This is a genomic window from Listeria immobilis (genome assembly GCF_014322765.1).
Lineage (GTDB): Bacteria > Bacillota > Bacilli > Lactobacillales > Listeriaceae > Listeria > Listeria immobilis.
On record NZ_JAASTZ010000009.1, the window covers coordinates 133,001 to 153,215 of the forward strand.

General features: G+C 35.0%; 21 protein-coding genes and 1 pseudogene. 1 reads left to right on the forward strand and 21 read right to left on the reverse strand.

All coding sequences use genetic code 11. The features are described from left to right. Positions 1 to 45: 45 nt before the first annotated feature. A complete protein-coding gene (gene plsY / locus HCJ50_RS08810; RefSeq protein WP_185348562.1) occupies positions 46 to 642 on the forward strand; it encodes a glycerol-3-phosphate 1-O-acyltransferase PlsY in 597 nt (198 codons plus the stop codon). 41 nt (positions 643 to 683) lie between these two features. On the opposite strand, the gene HCJ50_RS08815 is transcribed toward plsY, so the two are convergent. The 21 genes and pseudogenes from HCJ50_RS08815 to HCJ50_RS08915 all read right to left on the reverse strand — a co-directional run. Next, a complete protein-coding gene (locus tag HCJ50_RS08815; RefSeq protein WP_185348564.1) occupies positions 684 to 1,556 on the reverse strand; it encodes an aldose 1-epimerase family protein in 873 nt (290 codons plus the stop codon). Then, the gene (locus HCJ50_RS08820) at positions 1,549 to 1,869 is read right to left on the reverse strand and encodes a hypothetical protein (RefSeq protein WP_185348566.1); all 321 of its coding nucleotides are present in this window, start codon (positions 1,867 to 1,869) and stop codon (positions 1,549 to 1,551) included. Before HCJ50_RS08820 ends, HCJ50_RS08815 begins: the two co-directional genes overlap by 8 nt. Before the next feature lie 21 nt (positions 1,870 to 1,890). After that, the gene (locus HCJ50_RS08825) at positions 1,891 to 2,310 is read right to left on the reverse strand and encodes an acyl-CoA thioesterase (RefSeq protein WP_185348568.1); all 420 of its coding nucleotides are present in this window, start codon (positions 2,308 to 2,310) and stop codon (positions 1,891 to 1,893) included. Positions 2,311 to 2,410: 100 nt separating this feature from the next. Beyond that, positions 2,411 to 3,190 (reverse strand): GTP-sensing pleiotropic transcriptional regulator CodY, encoded by a 780-nt coding sequence (gene codY / locus HCJ50_RS08830; protein ID WP_003747412.1) that lies wholly within the window; start codon positions 3,188 to 3,190, stop codon positions 2,411 to 2,413. 20 nt (positions 3,191 to 3,210) lie between these two features. Beyond that, the gene (gene hslU / locus HCJ50_RS08835) at positions 3,211 to 4,620 is read right to left on the reverse strand and encodes an ATP-dependent protease ATPase subunit HslU (protein WP_185348570.1); all 1,410 of its coding nucleotides are present in this window, start codon (positions 4,618 to 4,620) and stop codon (positions 3,211 to 3,213) included. A gap of 13 nt (positions 4,621 to 4,633) precedes the next feature. Beyond that, positions 4,634 to 5,173: an ATP-dependent protease subunit HslV gene (hslV, locus tag HCJ50_RS08840; RefSeq protein WP_014092680.1), complete on the reverse strand. Its 540-nt coding sequence runs from the start codon at positions 5,171 to 5,173 to the stop codon at positions 4,634 to 4,636. Between the two features lie 20 nt (positions 5,174 to 5,193). Next, positions 5,194 to 6,096, reverse strand: coding sequence for a tyrosine recombinase XerC (gene xerC / locus HCJ50_RS08845; RefSeq protein ID WP_185395650.1), 903 nt, complete (start codon positions 6,094 to 6,096; stop codon positions 5,194 to 5,196). A gap of 285 nt (positions 6,097 to 6,381) precedes the next feature. Then, complete coding sequence (gene trmFO, locus HCJ50_RS08850; RefSeq protein WP_185348574.1) at positions 6,382 to 7,686, reverse strand: FADH(2)-oxidizing methylenetetrahydrofolate--tRNA-(uracil(54)-C(5))-methyltransferase TrmFO; 1,305 nt, start codon at positions 7,684 to 7,686, stop codon at positions 6,382 to 6,384. A gap of 64 nt (positions 7,687 to 7,750) precedes the next feature. Then, a complete protein-coding gene (gene topA / locus HCJ50_RS08855) occupies positions 7,751 to 9,829 on the reverse strand; it encodes a type I DNA topoisomerase (RefSeq protein WP_185348576.1) in 2,079 nt (692 codons plus the stop codon). Between the two features lie 269 nt (positions 9,830 to 10,098). Next, positions 10,099 to 10,959, reverse strand: coding sequence for a DNA-processing protein DprA (gene dprA / locus HCJ50_RS08860; protein WP_185348584.1), 861 nt, complete (start codon positions 10,957 to 10,959; stop codon positions 10,099 to 10,101). Between the two features lie 133 nt (positions 10,960 to 11,092). After that, positions 11,093 to 11,878, reverse strand: a complete 786-nt coding sequence (locus HCJ50_RS08865; RefSeq protein WP_185348586.1) for a ribonuclease HII — start codon at positions 11,876 to 11,878, stop codon at positions 11,093 to 11,095. Further along, a complete protein-coding gene (ylqF, locus tag HCJ50_RS08870) occupies positions 11,875 to 12,738 on the reverse strand; it encodes a ribosome biogenesis GTPase YlqF (protein WP_185348588.1) in 864 nt (287 codons plus the stop codon). The genes HCJ50_RS08865 and ylqF overlap by 4 nt, the downstream gene beginning before the upstream one ends. Before the next feature lie 9 nt (positions 12,739 to 12,747). Continuing rightward, positions 12,748 to 13,290: a type I signal peptidase SipZ gene (gene sipZ, locus HCJ50_RS08875; RefSeq protein WP_185348591.1), complete on the reverse strand. Its 543-nt coding sequence runs from the start codon at positions 13,288 to 13,290 to the stop codon at positions 12,748 to 12,750. Between the two features lie 102 nt (positions 13,291 to 13,392). After that, positions 13,393 to 13,962: a type I signal peptidase SipY gene (gene sipY, locus HCJ50_RS08880; protein WP_185348593.1), complete on the reverse strand. Its 570-nt coding sequence runs from the start codon at positions 13,960 to 13,962 to the stop codon at positions 13,393 to 13,395. A gap of 33 nt (positions 13,963 to 13,995) precedes the next feature. Continuing rightward, a complete protein-coding gene (gene sipX, locus HCJ50_RS08885; RefSeq protein WP_185348595.1) occupies positions 13,996 to 14,562 on the reverse strand; it encodes a type I signal peptidase SipX in 567 nt (188 codons plus the stop codon). Between the two features lie 117 nt (positions 14,563 to 14,679). Next, positions 14,680 to 15,939, reverse strand: coding sequence for an ATP-dependent protease ATP-binding subunit ClpX (gene clpX / locus HCJ50_RS08890; protein WP_185380862.1), 1,260 nt, complete (start codon positions 15,937 to 15,939; stop codon positions 14,680 to 14,682). A 184-nt stretch (positions 15,940 to 16,123) separates the two neighbouring features. Then, complete coding sequence (tig, locus tag HCJ50_RS08895) at positions 16,124 to 17,407, reverse strand: trigger factor (protein WP_185349570.1); 1,284 nt, start codon at positions 17,405 to 17,407, stop codon at positions 16,124 to 16,126. Positions 17,408 to 17,522: 115 nt separating this feature from the next. Continuing rightward, the gene (locus tag HCJ50_RS08900; protein WP_185349572.1) at positions 17,523 to 18,461 is read right to left on the reverse strand and encodes a hypothetical protein; all 939 of its coding nucleotides are present in this window, start codon (positions 18,459 to 18,461) and stop codon (positions 17,523 to 17,525) included. A gap of 552 nt (positions 18,462 to 19,013) precedes the next feature. Continuing rightward, positions 19,014 to 19,079, reverse strand: a pseudogene (rpsI, locus tag HCJ50_RS08905) (30S ribosomal protein S9); the annotation flags it as partial. A 278-nt stretch (positions 19,080 to 19,357) separates the two neighbouring features. Then, positions 19,358 to 19,765: a contact-dependent growth inhibition system immunity protein gene (locus HCJ50_RS08910; RefSeq protein ID WP_185349574.1), complete on the reverse strand. Its 408-nt coding sequence runs from the start codon at positions 19,763 to 19,765 to the stop codon at positions 19,358 to 19,360. Next, positions 19,750 to 20,215 (reverse strand): polymorphic toxin type 28 domain-containing protein (locus tag HCJ50_RS08915; RefSeq protein WP_260443085.1); only part of this gene is annotated, 466 nt, incomplete at its 5' end. The genes HCJ50_RS08915 and HCJ50_RS08910, both read right to left, overlap by 16 nt.

Genomic DNA, 20,215 nt, shown 5'->3' on the forward strand with positions numbered 1-20,215 from the left:
ATAATTCTTTATGGAAAACATCATTTCTACTTGAGGGGTTTAAAAATGACTATTAACTTGATTTTGCTTTCATTATTAGCCTATGTTATCGGATCGATACCATCTGGTTTATGGATTGGAAAAATATTTTACAAAAAAGATATTCGAGATTTTGGTAGTGGTAACTTAGGGGCTACAAATGCATTTCGTGTTTTAGGCATGAAAGCTGGTAGTATTGTCACTTTAATGGATATTTTAAAAGGAACTGTCGCTACTTTGCTTCCTTTCTTCTTCCAATTAAATGTAGATCACCACTTCTGGTTACTCACTGGCGCATTTGCCATCATTGGTCACAGCTTTCCACTTTTTGCTGGATTTCGAGGAGGAAAAGCAGTTGCTACATCGGCAGGAGTTATTCTCGCTTATGCCCCATTATTATTTGTAGCTGCATTAGCTGTCTTCTTGATTACATTAAAATTAAGTAAGTATGTATCACTTAGCTCAATGATAGGCGCACTTGCAGCTCTAATTATTTCTTTATTTTTAGGAGATTGGATTTTAATTATCCTTGTTGCTTGTATTGCAAGCTTTGTTATTTGGCGTCACCGAGCAAATATTCGCCGGATTCGTAGCGGGGAAGAACCGAAAATTAAATGGATGTAGTACAAAACCCAGAAGCATTGTCTAGCTTCTGGGTTTTTCATTTATCCAATCGTTATTTGATATTCAGAAGAAAAAACTGCTTCTGGTTCTAAATGTTCAATCCCAGCTTTATCACGGAGTTCTACTGAATTTCCAACACCATCAGCAATACCAAACCATGGCTCAATACAAAGGAATGGCGTACCTTCTTTGGCAGTCCAAATGCCAACAAAAGGGAATTCCTGAAAAGCAACTTGAACAAAATGAGGCGTTTTATTAGATTTAATGGTAATTTCTTTTTTGTGTAAACCTTCAAATATAAGTGCATCATTTTTAAACAAGTCATAACTTAGTGGCAAAATTTGCGTTGGTTTTCCGGTAATATCTTGAATTTCGCCGCTACGATAAGGCCCCTCTAAACAAAGGGTTTCTAATTTTTCTTCTGTTCCAAAATCCAAATAATAATCTTCAAATGCCGTTCCTTCAACAAGCGGTAAATTAAAAGCCGGATGTGCTCCGATAGAGAAATAAATCCGCTTTGTATCAGTATTCTCTACTTCATAAAAAACAGAAACTGTACTTTTTTCTATTTTGTAACTAATAGATAATTTGAATTTGTATGGATAAATTTTTAACGAGTCTTTATCTGCGTCTAAATCAAAACGAATCATGTTGTCTGTTTGCTCAACCACTTGAAAATTACGATCACGAGCGAAACCATGTTGACCTAAATGATATGGTTTCCCTTCTGCAAAATAAGTATCTTCTATAAGCCTTCCCACTGTTGGAAATAATACAGGCGAATGACGTCCCCAAAATTCACTATCTGCATTCCATAAATACTCTAAACCCGTATCCTTATGGAAAATTCGTGTTAATTCAGCTCCTGCTTCTTTCATTTCTACAATTATGAACTCGTTTTCTAGTTTAATCATTTTCTTTCTCCTCCAAATGAAACCGCTCAATTTGTTCCCATTCATGCTCTCTTTTCAGCACAACTAATTGCATTTCACCAAACAAATCATAATGCGGAATATTTTTTCGACGATTATCAATCCAGTCTGGTGCAAGCCCATATTGTTTTCCCCATAGTTGTAATTTTTTCAAATCAGAACAAGCAACTTTTGTTACTGTTTTAGAGTCGGGAAAACGGTCATCTAGCCAATAATGTGTAATAATCGCTATCTCACCACGGCTTGCTTTTTCTTTCCATAATTCCATTTCATCACGCTTTACGCCAAAAGCCATTTTTATCACTACCAGTCTTATTTATTCTAACGCTTTTAGATAGGCTTTATGCCAGTTCGGAAATGTTCTTCTTAAGGATACAGGGCGAAAATCCTCTTTTGTTACACATACATGCTCTGTTTCTCCTGTAATGGCAATTTCTTTCGTATCTTCATAGCAAATTTCATAGCCATAAGTAACACGAAGTCCATCATACCCTTTTATCCATGTTTTTACAACTGCCTTTTGGCCATAACGTAACGGTTTTCCGTAATGTAGATGCACGTCTAATACTGGTGATAAATAACCTGCTTCTTCCATATCAAAATAACGGAAACCTAATTGTTCGATTAATCTTGTTCGACCGATTTCCATCCAAACTAGGTAATTATTATGATAAACTACTCCCATTTGGTCTGTTTCGGCATAACGTACTTCAATTGTTGTTTCAGCAATTTCCATTTGTATTTCCTCCCGTCACAACTTCCTCTTCCTTATTTTACCAAAGCCGATAAAAAAAAGCTTCCCCTGAATATTTACAGAGAAAGCATTTTAAAGATTTTTAGTTGTTTTTCAATTTTTCAAGTTCTACAAGGAATTTATCATTTAATACACGGATAAATGTTCCTTTCATTCCTAGAGAGCGAGAATCGATAACACCAGCACTTTCTAATTTACGAAGTGCATTAACGATTACAGAACGGGTGATTCCTACACGATCTGCAATCTTAGAAGCAACTAGAAGGCCTTCTTTGCCATTTAATTCATCAAAAATATGTTCAATCGCTTCTAATTCACTGTAAGAAAGAGAACTAATTGCCATTTGTACAACAGCACGGCTACGAGCTTCTTCTTCAATTTCTTCTGCTTTTTCATGTAAGATTTCCATACCAACAACAGTTCCACCATATTCAGCTAAAAGTAAATCATCATCAGTGAAATTGCTTTCTAAACGGGATAAAATTAATGTTCCAAGACGTTCACCACCACCAACGATAGGTACGATAGTTGTTAGGCCTTTTGTAAACAAATCACTATTTTCGATTGGAAATGCTGTATATTGACTTGAAACTTCTAGATTTGATGAAGTTTCACCAACATTAAAAAGACTTTGCGTATATTCTTCTGGGAATTGGCGTTCTGTAAGCATTTGTTTCATACGGTCATTTTCGATGGGAAGTGCTTCAGAATAGCCTAATAACTTACCTTTACGACTTACAATATAAGTATTTGCTTCAATTACGTCTGTTAGTGTATCTGCCATTTCTTTAAAGTTTACAGTTTTTCCTGCAGCGTTTTGCAGCATTGCATTAATTTTTCTTGTTTTTTCTAATAAAGTCATTATTAGATCCTCCTAGTATTTTATAAAATAAATTGAGTTAAATCTCTGTTTTTCATAATTGGTGCAAGTTTTTCATTTACATAGTTTTCAGTTACTTTTATTGATTCCATATTGATTTCTGGAGCCTCAAAAAGCAAATCTTCTAGTAATTTTTCTAAAATGGTATGAAGTCTTCTTGCGCCAATATTATCCGAATCTTGGTTCACTTGGAAAGCAATTTCTGCAATTCGTTCAACAGCTTCTTTAGTAAAAATCAAATCAATTCCTTCTGTTTTAAGTAAGGCTTTATATTGTTTGATTAGCGCATTATCAGGCTCCGTGAGAATCTTGTAGAAATCTTCTTGTGTTAATTTATCTAGTTCGATTCTAATTGGAAATCTACCTTGAAGCTCCGGAATGAGATCACTTGGCTTCGACATATGGAAAGCTCCTGCTGCAATGAACAAAATATACTCCGTGTTGACTGTACCATATTTAGTGGAAATTTGCGACCCCTCAACGATAGGCAAAATATCTCTCTGGACCCCTTCTCTAGAAACTTGCGCATTTCCGCCACCTTCTTTGCTGGCGATTTTATCAATTTCATCAATAAAAATCATGCCCATTTGTTCTGCACGATGAATTCCTTCTGCTGCTAATTCCTCAGCATCTATTAATTTCGATGCCTCATCTTCAAAAAGAATTTTTTTCGCTTCTCGTACAGCTACTTTTCGTTTTTTCTTCTTCGCTGGAAACATTCCTGAAAGCGCATCTTGCATGCCATTCATTTGATCCATTCCAGCCCCACGCATCATATCTAACATTGGATTTTGTTGTTCTTTAACTTCCACTGTTACAATCTCTTCATCAAGTTCGCCATTTTGAAGACGCCACTCGATTTGGCTGCGTTTATTTTTTAGCTCTTGGTCCACTTCTTCTTCTACTGGTTCTTCTGGTTGATTCATGCCACCAAACAATGCTTCTAATGGGTTTGGTGATGTCGTTTGTTTTTTCTTCTGACTTGGTGCCAATAATTTAATCAGGCGTTTTTCAGCATTTTTTTCTGCTTTAACACGAACAAGTTGCATTTTTTCTTCTTTTACTAAACGAACAGAAACTTCTACTAAGTCACGAACCATTGATTCTACATCGCGACCTACATAGCCTACTTCTGTGAATTTAGTTGCTTCCACTTTTGAAAATGGCGCTCGAACAATTTTGGCAATTCGGCGTGCAATTTCTGTTTTCCCAACCCCTGTTGGTCCAATCATTAAGATGTTTTTCGGAATGATTTCATCACGAATAGCTTCGTCCATAAGTTGTCTACGATACCGATTTCTAAGTGCTACCGCAACTGATTTTTTAGCGCCTGTTTGTCCAATAATATATTGATCCAGTTTTTCAACAATTTGTTTTGGTGTTAACTGGCTCGTTAGCATTTGATTTGTCAAATTAATCACTCCTTCAAAGCTCTTCTACCGTAATATGATCGTTTGTAAAAACACAAATTTCTGAAGCAATCTCTAATGCATGACGCGCAATATCTTTTGCTTCCATTTGACCACCGTTGTGGCGTTTTAGCGCTCGACCGGCCGCAAGAGCATAATTTCCGCCAGAACCAATCGCTAAAATTCCATCATCAGGCTCAATAACTTCTCCTGTACCCGAAACAAGTAGTAATGTATCTTTATCCATAACAATTAACATTGCTTCCAATTTGCGTAAAACACTATCACTTCGCCATTGTTGTGCAAGTTCTACAGATGCTCTTTCTAAATTACCATTATATTCATTAAGTTTTGCTTCGAATTTTTCAAATAATGTAAAAGCATCTGCAACAGAGCCAGCAAATCCAGCAATTACCTTATCATGAAAAAGACGACGAACTTTTTTTGCGGTGTGCTTCATAACAACAGATTCTCCCAGTGTTACCTGACCGTCTCCTGCCATTGCAGCTTTTCCATCGTGATGAACTGCAAATATCGTTGTAGCATGTAGTTCCATTTCCTTTACCTCCTCCAAATTTAAGCCCTCGGATGATGTTTCATATAGGTAGATTTTAAATGTTCTTTTGTAACGTGTGTATAAATTTGTGTCGATGATAAGCTAGCATGCCCTAGTAACTCCTGAACAGTTCTCATATCTGCGCCATTATTAAGTAAATCAGTCGCGAAAGTATGACGCAACATGTGAGGATGAATTTTTCGAGTCAATGATGCTTTACTTATTATTTTTGTAAGACAGTAACGGATTCCTCTAGTTGTAAGTGGATCTCCATAATGATTAACTAATAGTGCATCATGTGTTTTGTTAAAACGTTTCATTAATTCTAATCGCTTATCCAAATAATCTGTAATCGCGTCCTCGGCGTATACACCAAAAGGCACATACCGTTCTTTATTCCCTTTTCCTCGAATAAGTATTGCTTGGTAGCTTTTATCAATATCTGTTAACAAAATACCTGCACATTCACTTACCCGTATTCCAGTGCCATATAATACTTCTAAAAGCACTCTATCTCGCAGTGTAAGCGTTTCATTATCTTCATAAACTACCTGAAACAAAGCTTCCATTTCTTCTGAATAGAAAAATTTGGGAAGCCTTAGCTGATTTTTCGCATGTGATACATAAGTAAACGGATTTTCAGCAATTACATTCTCTCTTAAAAGAAAAGTGTAAAAACTCCGTAAACTTGAAATCTTTCTCGCAACAGTTGTTCGTGGAAAAGATTTCTGTTTCAATTCGGTTAAATAAATTCGAACGTCTAGAAACGTAACTTGTTCATAGTGCGTAATAGCTTGTTCATTTAGAAAACGACGAAAATCAAGCAAATCATTTTCATAGGCAGTACTTGTATTGTCTGAATAGTTTCGTTCTGAATGGAGATAGTCAAGAAATAGTTGCTCCCACTTTCCCTCCTGATTCATGCTAATACACCTCTCAAACACTCTCATGTTAACATAACAACATACTAGTTGCAATGATTTTATCCATTTTTCGCAACTTTTCGAATTAATCACGTTTTATATTCAATTTAAACAATTAGCTTTTCTTTTGTGAAAAAAACAACATTTATATACAAAAGGTTTCTTTAACTATTCACTCGAAAGAAAAACTGCCTTTTCATCCCAATTTACTCTTTAGAAAAGTCTAAAAATGAAAATCATGATGAAAAGAACAGTAACTAATTGCCCTAAATCATTATAGTGTTTTTATACTTGTTCTGCAACCCCTTTAATTGCATTTAGTGCTCTTTCTGCTAGCTTTTCATTACGTTCTTGTTTCGCTCTGATTTTGGATGTTAATTCAGGAAATAGTCCAAAATTGACATTCATTGGTTGAAATGATTTTTTACTTGTACTTGTAATATAATTTGCTAAACTCCCAATCGCAGTTTCATTTGGAAAAATAATTAGTTCTTTTTCTTCTACAAACTTGGCTGCATTAATTCCAGCTGCAAGTCCACTAGCTGCCGATTCAACATATCCTTCAACACCTGTCATTTGACCAGCAAAAAATAAGTCATTTCTTGATTTAAGTTGATAAGTTGGTTCCAGTACTGTTGGCGAATTAATAAAGGTATTACGATGCATTACTCCATAACGGACAATTTCCGCATTTTCTAACCCAGGTATCATTCCAAAAACTCGTTTTTGTTCGCCCCATTTAAGATGTGTTTGAAAACCTACCATATTATAGAGTGTTCCTGCTGCATCATCTTGGCGTAATTGTAATACCGCATATGGTCTTTTGCCTGTTTTCGGATTTTCAAGCCCCACAGGTTTTAGCGGACCAAATAACATTGTTTTAATTCCACGTTTTGCCATCACTTCAATTGGCATGCATCCTTCAAAAAACACTTCTTTTTCAAATTCTTTTAATGCTGCTGTTTCTGCAGTTACTAAAGCTTCATAAAAAGCGTGGAATTCTTCCTCCGACATAGGACAATTTAAATATGCTGCTTCACCTTTATCATATCTAGATTTTAAATATACCTTCTCCATATCAATACTATCTTTTTCAATAATTGGTGCTGCTGCATCATAAAAGTAAAGATACTCTTCACCAGTTAATTGTTTTATTTCTTCTGCAAGGGCTGGACTTGTTAATGGACCTGTTGCAATAATTGTTGGGCCTTCAGGAATAGTTGTTACTTCTTCATTATGCACTGTAACCAGTGGATGATTTTTCACCTTATCAGTAATATAGCCAGAAAATTCATGACGATCTACTGCAAGCGCTCCTCCTGCTGGTACAGAAGCTTTATCAGCAGCTTCAATAATAATAGAATCAAGTATTCGCATCTCTTCTTTTATTACACCTACTGCATTAGTTAACCCATTAGCTCTTAATGAGTTGGTACACACGAGTTCTGCAAATTTATCTGTGTGATGCGCTGGTGTTTGTTTCACCGGCCGCATTTCATATAAATCAACCGCTACGCCTCTTTTTACTAGTTGCCATGCTGCTTCACTTCCTGCAAGACCTGCTCCAATTACATTTACTCTTTTTTCCATTAGTCCGCCTCCTCGCGCAACAATGGCAACACAAAGGAACTCCCAGTGCTGCCATTTTTTCTATTTATTGTTGTGTTGATTCCTTATAATCACAATTTGTACATTGAATTTGTACGCCTTTTTTAAGTTTCTTTTCAACCAATGCTCGCTCATTACATTTTGGACAAGCTCTTTCTACTGGTTTATCCCATGAAACATAATCACAATCTGGATAACGATCACAGCCGTAAAAAATTCGTTTTTTCTTACTCTTTCTTTCTATTACGTGTCCTTTATCACATTTCGGACAAGTAACACCGATTTCTTTTACAATTGCTTTAGTATTTCGGCAATCAGGGAATCTACTACATGCTAAGAATTTACCATATTTCCCCATTTTGAATACCATTGGTGCACCGCAAAGATCACAATCGATTCCAGCCGGTTCGTCTTTGATTTCAATTTTTTCCATTTCAGCATCTGCTTTTATCACATTTGGTTCGAATTGTTTATAAAATTCATCAATTACTTTAACCCATTCCAATTGTCCATGCTCTACTTCATCTAACTCGCTTTCCATGTTAGCTGTGAACTTTACATCTAAAATTTCTGGAAAGTATTCTTCAATCATCTCATTGACAATTTCGCCAAGTTCCGTTGGGATAAAACGTTTATTCGTCAATGATACATAATTTCGACGTTGAATAGTGTCTAACGTTGGTGAATAGGTAGATGGACGACCAATTCCTATTTCCTCAAGTGTTTTTACCAATCTAGCTTCCGTATAACGTGGAGGTGGCTGTGTGAAGTGCTGACGCTGTTCTAGTGATTCTGACTGCACTGTATCGCCTTTTTTTAAATCTGGTAAAATATTTTCTTTTTCTTCTGTGTTATCATCATTACTTTCAACATATACTTTCATAAAACCATGGAACTTAATTTTGGACCCGTTTGCTCTAAAGTTCACGCCATTATTATCAAGGTCGACACGCATTGTATCAAGGACTGCTGGAGTCATTTGACTAGCAATAAATCGTTCCCAAATTAAACGGTACAAGCGAAGTTGATCGCGCGTTAAATATTCTTTCATTGCTTGTGGACTTCTCATCGCACTCGTTGGACGTATTGCTTCATGGGCATCTTGAGCGCCTTTTGCATTTTTATCGGAACGTTTATGCTCACGGGAAAATTCAGATCCATAAGTTTCTTTAATGTAATTGCCAGCTTCTAAAATAGCGGAATCTGCAATACGGGTGGAATCGGTACGCATATAGGTAATTAGCCCAACTGTACCTTGTTTACCAAGTGTAATACCTTCATACAGTTGTTGTGCAAGCATCATTGTTTTACGAGTTCGATAATTTAATTTTCGTGCTGCTTCTTGTTGTAAGCTGGATGTCGTAAAAGGAGCTGCGGGATTTCTAAGCCGTTCTTTTTTGGTTACATCTGTAACGTCAAAGTTTTTTCCTTTAATGGCAGACATGACTTCTTTTACATCATCAGCTGTTGAAAGTTTTTTCTTTTTGCCATTTACTCCATAAAAATTGGCTTGAAACTTCTTCTTACCCTTAAGAAAATTACCATCAATTGTCCAATATTCTTCTGGTTTAAAATTATTAATTTCTTTCTCTCTATCAATAATAATGCGAAGTGCAATTGATTGAACCCGTCCTGCACTTAAACCTTTTTTCACTTTCTTCCATAAGATCGGACTAATATTATATCCAACTAACCGGTCCAATATTCTCCGTGCTTGCTGGGCATTTACTAAATCCATGTCGATTTTTCGAGGGGTTTTGAATGATTCTTTCACTGCTTCTTTTGTAATTTCATTAAATACAACTCGAAGGTCATCTGTTTGATCTAAATCAAGACTATTCGCCAAATGCCACGCGATTGCTTCTCCTTCGCGATCTGGATCGGCTGCTAGATAGACTTTCTTTGCTTTTTTTGCTGCTTGTTTTAATTCTTTTAAAACCGGACCTTTACCACGAATTGTGATATATCTTGGTTCGTAGTCATGTTCTGTGTCAACACCCATCTGACTTTTCGGTAAATCTCGTACATGCCCCATAGATGCTTTGACTTTAAATTTTTTTCCCAAATATTTTTCAATCGTTTTTGCTTTTGCAGGTGACTCTACAATCACTAAATAATCTGCCATATTAATATATTCCTCCCTGATTTGGGTCAATACACGGGCTTTACTAGTGGTGTTAAAAAAGATTTAAGCCCTAGCCTCGCGTTCAATAAGTTTTGCATGCTTTATTTTCACATAATTCAGTAGTAAATATTAGCCCTTCCTACTGCGTTTGTCAATGACTTTAAATAAAAAATCATTAATTTATGTTTTTTCAGCTTTCTTTAGCAAACTTATCTTAAAAAATCAGGAATTGCAAGTCAAATCACTTATAAATAGTATTTTCACTACTTTTATAGCTTTATTTGAAAAAATTCTTCTATTATATTGTTTGCATTTATAACTAACTTTGCACCTTCTTGAATTAAATTATTTGTCCCTTTACATGTATCACTAAAAATACTTCCTGGCACTGCAAAAACTTGCCGATTTTGTTCCAGGGCAAAGTCAGCTGTAATAAGTGAGCCACTTCTTTCGGCAGCTTCAATTATCACTGTTCCAAGTGCTAATCCACTAATAATTCTGTTTCGTTCAGGAAAATACCAACGCTTCGCTTCTTCTGTTGGTAAATATTCACTCATAATTAAGCCCTTTTGAGAAATTTCTTTTGCTAAATGTATATTTTTCTTTGGATAAATGTTTTCTACACCTGAACCAAGCACAGCAATTGTATTTCCATTTGTTTTACAAGCTGCTAAATGTGCCTCGGTGTCTATCCCATTCGCGAGTCCGCTAACGACTGTTATATTTTGACGAGCTAATTGTTTTGCAATCGACATACAAGCTTTACGACCATAATCACTCATTTTTCTAGTTCCTACTACTGCAACGGCTTGTCTATGGAATAATTCCACATCACCCTTGCAAAAAAGTAGTGGTGGTGCTTCATAAATTTCTTTTAGTAGTTTTGGATATTCATCATCCAGTATAAAAATTATTGTTACTTCATCATTTGTGTAAGGTGCAGCATTTTCTAATTCGTTAATTATCTGATTAGCTTTATCCTCATTAAAAAAAGAAGCAACAAATTCTGTCACTTGTATATCCCACTGATTAAAGTCAGACAGCTTCTGCCAAATTCTAGCTCGTTTTTTTGCAGAAATTGATGGGCATGATGCTATTTTCAGCCAAGTTGTTCGTTCTTTAAAATTCAATAAATGCACCTCCTAGTAGTTAAATAGAGTGTACAAATATCTGCTTTATTTGTAAAATGAGCAAAATTCCTTATACAACAAAAAAAAGCCTATTATCCAAATAGAAAACAGGCTTTTTTATTAAAAGAAAATGCTATTTTAAACTGTCAAAATGTAACTTTGCTTCTTTTACTGGCGAAAAACTTAAACGATGGATTGGACAAATTCCCAATGTGTCTAACCCATGCAAATGTTTTTTTGTTCCGTAACCCATGTTTTGCGCAAAATCATACCCTGGGTAAGAAATCTCATATTCTTTCATTAGCTTATCTCGCGTTACTTTAGCTATTATGGAAGCAGCAGCAATGGTTATACTTTTCGTATCGCCTTTAATTATCGATAACTCTGAATCTTGATATTTTAGAGGCATTGCATCAATTAATACAAAATCTGCTTTAGGTTCTAGTTCATTTAATGCTTTTCTCATAGCCAATTTAGTCGCCTCATAAATATTTACTTTATCAATTATATCATGCTCAATGATACCTACTCCAATAGAAATGGCTTGCTGTTTTATCAACTCAAAAAGCGCTTCTCTTTTCGTTTCATTTAACTGTTTAGAATCATTAATTCCAACCACAGCAAAATCTTCTGGCAAAATCACAGCAGCCGCAACTACTGGACCAGCAAGTGGACCTCGCCCAACCTCATCTACTCCAGCAATTAGTTTATAACCTTGTTTATATAAGTCTATTTCGTATTGTTTCATTTCAAGCAATTTTTCTTTTAATTGGGCTTCTTTTTCCCATTTCTTCTGAACAGAAATAAGTAGCTTTTGAACTCCTTTGCGTTTATCATTTAAACACAATTGAAAAAAAGGATCATTTCTTGAAGACACTTGACTTAGTTTTTTTTGAATAGTTGAAATAGAGTCACTCATTCTGCATCTTCTTCCCAATTAGGGAAATCAAAGGACATTCTTCCTAATTTTTGCTGACGAATTTCTCTAACTACTGTTTCGGCGGCACGCGAATAATCTGGATCATTATATCGATCTAAAAGTCCTCTTTTTTCAGCAATAAAAGCTAGTGTTTTAATAGGATTTTCAGACACTTTCTCCACTTTTAACCAGTTCTCTAATCGATCTGGGTAATGTTTTTCTAAAAAGTGTAAGCCATATCCTGCAATTTCTTCCATCTGAAGTAAGTCATCTTTAATTGCACCAGTTAATGCCAATTTATAACCAATTTCTTGATCTTCAAATTTAGGCCACAGTATTCCTGGTGTATCTAAAAGTTCTAAAGTTTTCCCAACTTTAATCCATTGTTGCGCTTTTGTTACACCTGGTTTATTACCAGTGCGCGCAATATTTTTCTTTGCAAGTCGATTTATTAATGTGGATTTACCAACATTAGGAATACCTAAGATCATCGCACGTATTGCACGTGGTTTCATTCCCTTACTTCTTAGGCGTTCAAATTTTTCAGCCATTAATTTTTCAGCTGCTTGTTCAATTTTGAATAGACCTTTCCCTTCTTGCGCGTTGACCGCAACTGCCGGTAAGCCTTTCTCAGCAAAATAATCTATCCATTCTTTCGTTGTTTTTTCATCAGCTGTATCTGCTTTATTTAAAATAATCACTCGTCTTTTTTGATGAATAATTTCTTCTAGCATTGGATTAGAAGAAGAAAGCGGAATACGTGCATCCACTAATTCAAAAATCACATCAACTAGTTTTAATTTTTCAGTTACTTCACGACGAGCTTTGGCCATATGACCTGGAAACCATTGAATTGTCATTATTTACTCCTAATCTATAAGTTTGGCATTTTCAATTGGCCAGTAACAAATTGGTGTTGTTCCGAGTATTATGCTTTGTGGAATAGGACCAATAATGCGACTATCCTTACTTGCTCTACGATTATCACCTAAAACAAAATAAGTATCTTTTGGTACTTTTCCACCCTCCAATTGATCTTTGGAACTATAATCATCTGTTAAATAACCGTCTTTTAGTTTTTCCTTGTAAGTATCTAAATACGGCTCATCATATTTTTTACCGTTAATATAGAGTTGATCTGCTTTGTATTCTACCGTATCGCCAGGGAGACCAATTACTCGTTTAATGTATTCTTTTCCATCATTTTCACGAAAAACGATGACATCAAAACGATCTACATGTCCAAATCGATTAATAATTACGCGATCATCATTATGGAGTGTCGGCATCATCGAAATTCCATCTACTAGGATAGGGACAAATAAATAAAAACGGATTATAACAGCAATTAACACTGCTAAAACAGCCGCCCAAATCCAAGACCATAACCGTTTTAAATTCTTTTCTTTCAAGAAATTGCACCGCCCTGTTTTTTACTAATAGTATTATTATATACGAAAAAACGTTCATTTAATAGAGAAATCCGTGAAAAAGTAGCTTTCACGGATTTCTAGTTAATTTCCAAATTGCAAAACTGTTCCATTTACAGTTGTATCATCAATGAATCCAAAAACGCGGCTATCTGAACTTCCTCCACGATTATCTCCAAGCACAAACAGTTTTCCTTCTGGTACTTTGCTCTCACCTGTCATATCCTCTAATGTATAGTCCGCAATATAAGGTTTTTGAGTTGGATCCGGATTCCATAATGTTAATGTACTTTCTGGCAAATAACTTTCTACTTTACGTTTACCATTCAAGTATAATTCTCCATTTTTAAATGCTATTTTATCTCCGGGCAAACCGATTACTCGTTTGATGAAATGTTCTCCAGTTCCAATCATTGGCGGCTCATCAAACACAATAATGTCAAAACGCTTTGGATTCGTTATTTTTTCGATAAAAATCCGATCACCATCTTGATAGGTCGGCTCCATAGATGTGCCTTCTACTTTTACGGGTGCAATAACAAAATTGCGAACTACTAAAGCTATTGCCAATGCCGCTACAATAACAAGCACCCAACTTAATAATTGCTGCGCCCTGTTTTTTTTCTTGGGCTGTTCTTTGTCATTTTCTTGCATCCATGTCTCCTCCTAGGCTTGCTGCAGTTTTAATTATCGTTTTAATGATTTTCCAAATGAAATTACTTTTCCAAGTACACTATCCTGTGAAATAAAGCCAATATAACGACTATCTTTACTCACTTGGCGATTATCACCTAATACAAATAATTTGCCTTCAGGAACAGTAAGTGCGCCATTAGAACCTTTGATTTCAGCCATAGTAAAATTAGAATCTCCATTCGCATCTGTTGTTAAATAACCACTTTGTAACGCATCTTTTTCCGAATCTAAGTAAGGTTCATCATATTTTTTATCATTAATATACAATTGATCTTCTTTATATTCTACTTTATCTCCAGGAAGTCCAATTACCCGCTTAATGTATTCTGCATTTTCTTCATCAGGAGCTGGAAACACAATGATGTCAAAACGATCTGGTTCTGATACTTTATTAATAAATAAATGTTCCCCATCATGTAGTGTTGGGTCCATTGATTCACCATTAACAGTAACTGGAGAAATTAAAAAATAGCGAATGCCGAAAGCTAGCACAAGCGCAATGATAATTATTTTTATCCATCCAAATGCCCCTGAAAAAAATTTATTTTCATTTTTCATGTTTTTTTATCCTCTCCAACTAATATTAGTAAAGTATAGCACGAAACAAGCCAAATGTTGTAATAAAAAAGCTGATTTAATAGAAAAATGCGCGCCAATTATGACGCGCATCTAAAATCATGCTGATGTTTTAATTGGAATTATGGAACCATCCTCTAATTGTAGCTGTGGTTCTTCTTCCCCACGTGCTGCTTTTTCAGTAATAATACATTTTGTAATATCATCACGAGAAGGAATTTCGAACATTACTTCTAGCATAATTTGCTCAATAATAGAACGAAGACCACGTGCACCTGTTTTACGTTCAATCGCTTCTTTCGCAATTTCTATCAATGCAGTAGGTTCAAATTCAAGTTCTACATCATCTAGCTCTAACATCCGTTTATATTGTTTTACCAGCGCATTTTTTGGTTCTGTTAAAATAGAGACTAATGCTGCTTCGTCTAACTGTTCCAAAGTTGCAATTACTGGCAAACGACCAATAAATTCAGGTATTAGACCGAATTTCAGTAAATCTTCTGGAACAACACGAGACAAATAAGTTTCGTCTTCTTTGAGTTTTGCATTATCCGTACCAAATCCAATGACCTTCTCACCCATTCGATTTTTTACGATTTGCTCAATTCCATCAAATGCTCCACCAACGATAAATAGAATGTTTCCTGTATCAATTTGAATTAACTCTTGATGAGGATGTTTTCTACCACCTTGTGGAGGAACACTTGCAACAGTACCTTCTAAAATTTTCAGTAAAGCTTGTTGAACGCCTTCACCGGAAACATCTCTAGTAATAGATGGGTTTTCAGATTTACGAGCTACTTTGTCAATTTCATCAATGTAGATAATACCTTTTTCGGCTTTTTCCACATCGTAGTCTGCTGATTGAATAAGTTTAAGAAGAATATTTTCCACATCTTCTCCAACATAACCAGCTTCTGTAAGTGAAGTCGCATCTGCAATTGCAAATGGAACGTTAAGAATTCGTGCTAATGTTTGAGCAAGTAGCGTTTTACCACTACCGGTTGGGCCAATTAAACAAATATTACTTTTTGAAAGTTCTACTTCATCTTCTTTAGTTTCATTAGAATTAACACGCTTATAATGATTATAAACAGCTACAGAAAGAGCCTTTTTGGCACGCTCTTGCCCTATAACATAATCACTTAATATATGACGAATTTCCTGTGGTTTTGGCACTTCACCAAAATCAACAAATTCAGAAACACCTAGCTCTTCTTCAATAATTTCGTTACAAAGCTCGATACATTCATCACAAATATAAACGCCTGGACCAGCCACTAATTTACGTACTTGATCTTGAGTCTTTCCGCAAAAGGAGCATTTAAGTTGGCCTTTTTCATCGTTAAATTTAAACATAATATTTCACCCCTTCGCATAGGTATGTTTCATATAGGTGAATTTTTCATCTCCTATGTGTGTTAATAATAGCATTTGTTTTATAGAAATGCCAATCATCTGTATTCATATTTCTACATTCAGAAGGACACGAGTATAACTCATGTCCTTCATTTTTGAATGAAATTATTAAATCAACTTTGGCTTATTTTTCCACAGCGCTATCTAATAATACATCAATAGCTTTACGGATTTTAAGATCTGATTTAAGTTCGCTCATGTCACCAAGTGCGGCACGAACTGCATCTTTTTCCATACCATATTTTTCAGCTAATGTTGCAATTTCTTCATCAATAGCTTCTTCAGTTGGCTCAATATTCTCTGCTTCAGCAATTGCTTCAAGCACTAAGTTCATTTTTACGCGTTTTTCAGCGTCTTTTTCCATTTGTGCATGCATTGCTTCTTCTGTTTGACCAGTAAATTGGTAATATAATTCAGGAGTTAATCCTTGAGCTTGTAAATCTTGTGCAAAATGATTCATTAAGTGATCTGCTTCATGATGAACCATTGCATGTGGAATGTCCACTTCTGCATTTTCAACAGCTTTAGCAATCACTTCTTCTTGCTTAGCTTGAGCTACAGAATCTTCTTTTGCTTCTTGTAAACGTTTAGAGATTTTTTCTTTTAGTTCATCTAAAGTTTCTACTTCTTCGTCAATGTCTTTTGCAAGTTCATCATCAAGAGCAGGAACTTCTTTTGTTTTGATTTCATGTAATTTCACTTTGAAAACTACAGGTTGTCCAGCTAAATCTTCCGCATGATATTCTTCTGGGAAAGTTAACTCAATATCTGCTTCATCGCCAGCTTTTAAACCAACTAATTTTTCTTCAAAGCCAGGAATAAATTGTCCGCTACCAAGTTCTAGCGAATGATTTTCAGCTTGTCCACCTTCGAAAGCTACACCATCTTTGAATCCTTCAAAATCAAGAATTACTGTGTCGCCATTTTCAGCTGGGGCATCTTCTTTTACAACTAACTCAGCTTGACGCTCTTGTAATTGTTTCAATTCTTCTTCTAATTCTTCTGTTGTAAGTTCTGTTTCACGTTTTTCTACTTCAAGACCTTTATAGTCTCCAAGTTTAACTTCTGGTTTTACAGTGACATCTGCTGTTAATACCCAAGTTTCGCCTTTTTCCATAGATTCAATGTTTACTTGAGGAGTGTCCACTGGATCGATTCCAGCTTCATCAATTGCTGCAGAGTATACTTCTGGAAGCAAAATATCAAGTGCATCTTGATAAAGAGCTTCTTCGCCGAAACGTTGATTGAAAATTTGACGTGGAACTTTTCCTTTACGGAATCCAGGCACATTAAGAGTTTTACGTACTTTTACGAAAGCTCTATCTAAACCTTCTTTTACTTTTTCTTGTTCAATTTCAAAAGTAAGTTTTCCAACATTACCTTCTTGTTTTTCCCATTTTACTGACATGGTATAATTCCCTCCATCATCTATTTAGATCAAATTTAATTACTCTCATGACAAGTTTCAGCCATACTTACTAATAATAACACAGATATCCCTGACTTGAAAACAACAAATATCATTATATTAAATAATATTGCTGCCTTATTTCCAACTCTTCAATAAACAAAATTGCTTCCTCTACGCTGCTAGGATTTACATTATCCGAAAGAACACTACTATCACCATACAAAGCATTTGCCCATTGGTAATATGCACTCACCCATATTTCGGAATCTTTTGGTTCTAGCTCAAATGGATAGAGCAAAAATAAATGTTGTTGTATGATACCTAAAACCTGCTCCAGTAAACTAGGATTGCTATTTTCTAGTTCTTCTGTTAATCCAGCAAATATAGCTTGTGCAAAATCATTTTCTGCGAGCATAGGTACAGTTGTCGGATTAAAAAAGCCTGTTTTCGCTATTTTTCGCACTTGTATTTCTTCATCTACTTCTTTTTCTTGCATTAGCTCAAAAATCATTGACTGTACAAATGGTGAAAAATTTTCATCAGCTAGGAAATTTTTAAAAACTGGTAAAAATGTATCAATTTCTAAAAATCTAGCTTCTTGTAAAAATTCAAGTTGCTCCGCTGTTTGCCAAGATGCAAATTCGCGAATATCTTTTCGAGAAACAAACTTTTTGGGGAACTGAATCACATTATCCGCCATTGGTTCGTTCGGCTCGCTTAGTTCTTCTTCCATATAATGTCGTACTAAAGTAAAGTAGGTATCCATATTATCTTCTTTCATAAAAGTAACGGATAGTTCTCCTAAAATTTCTTTACTATAGCCATTCATTGTTAAAAAGTTTTGCCCTATTTCTTGTGCTTTCTTCGTTTTATCTGTTTGATTATAAAACTTAATTAATCTATGTACAATTTCTTCGTTGCAAGGTTCTTGATGATACGCGTTTTCCAAATAATTTAGCGTGCTCATTAACTCATCTTCTGACAACGAAGTAATCCCTTTTTCCAAAAATTTTTTAACACTTACTGGAAAAAAAGCGCCACTTCCATTCATTGTTTTATCTCCTTTTAGTTGAAAAAACTTTATTTATTCTTATTGGATTTACCCTAATTGTAAAAATTCTAACCAATTTCAGCAAAATAGGTTGATTTTGTTTGGTTTATTCTACTTGGATAGTTTGGTTCTGTCAAGAGGGTTTTTAGTGGCTAATTCTTATAAATATTCTTACCAAGGGTCCGCTTAAAATCTCGAATGGTATTGGCCCATGCTAGTTTATCCTGGCTCGGCACTACAAAGGTCCCCGTTGTCGAATTCCATGCGGTCTTTGTTTGGGCTAGACCTTGATTAATCGCCTGTTTCAAACTCGCGATTAGGGGTCCTTATTATTCTTAATCTATACATACTTATCACTAGCGTAACACAATAAATAGCGCCTTTTGAGTTGCCAAGGTAATCCTCCCTTGATTTTACTACCAATTGTAGCAAAGCCAATATCCTTTGCCACTATTTCAACTTCCGCTGTGTAATTTTATAGTTGATATCTCACGGAGTAAAAAACAAAAAAAGCAATTCCTTTTAAAAGGGACATGCTTTGAAACGTTGATATTAACGTTTTGAGAACTGAGGTGCACGACGCGCAGCCTTCAATCCGTATTTTTTACGTTCTTTCATGCTGTTTTTTAAATACGATTAAACCAAGTTTATTCCATATAACTAAATGTTGATTTTTTGAGTTTTAAGGTCAATTCATTTAAATGGAATTAACTGCGTTTCAAATTTTTCTATGCCGAAGACTATGTCATGTAAAGAAATTACTATGCCAAAAAAGTATATACAATTTGAATTCTAACAAAAGAACAAGCCGATTTAACAACTTGTTCTTTCATTTACTTCAAAAATTAATTATACGTTTCGAGATAAAGAACCTTTTCGCATCATTTTTTTACAGTTCACAATTTAGAAATCACTTTTTTAAATTCTTCATATCTTTTCATAAACTCATCTCTTTCAAAATCAAAATCCCATAAGGAATTATCTATATTTTGATCTATATGAGAAGGTAACTCTTTCAGCTCTTTTTTATATACTTCCAATTTCTCAATAGGCTCTTTTGCTAACTGCTCTAAAAACTGTCCGTCCCACATCTCGCCTGCTAATGGATCACACAAAATAAACTCTATAGCTTTTTTTATTGCAAGATTTTCTAATTCATGCTGTGAAAACATTGTATAAACATCATTTTCATCTATTTCATCTTCAGTTTTATTTAATAATTCTCTAAACCAAATATCATATTTTTCAGTTGTAGTAGGAAAATTATCGCTTACATGATAAATATCTTTTATTTTTTCAGCCATTTATCTATACCTCCAAATTCATTAAATAAGTCATCTATCTTTTTAAGACTATCATTTGCTTTTTTCAATTCATTCTGAAGAAAAATTCTAACATCTTTAGGTAGATTAGGGTTTTTTAGTGAGTTTTCAATGCTTCTCTTTGAGCTCTTAAGAGATTTATGGGTATTGAGCATTTCATCCAAATGATCCCAATGTTTTCCGGGCTCTCCTTTTTTAGGAACTGGATTCCCTTCCAAATCTCTTTTTGTTCCACTAAAATCACCCTCAGTTAAATGATCATTAACGTTATTATTTATCTTCTTCACACTTTTTTTCTGAGCTGGGGTTAGCTTATCTTCAATATTTTTTGGAATATCATCAATAGCCCCACTGACTTTCTTCGTACTCTTTTCAGCCTCTTTCACCTTGTCTGCTTTTTTATGAATCTTATTTGCGTCTTCTATGCCTTCG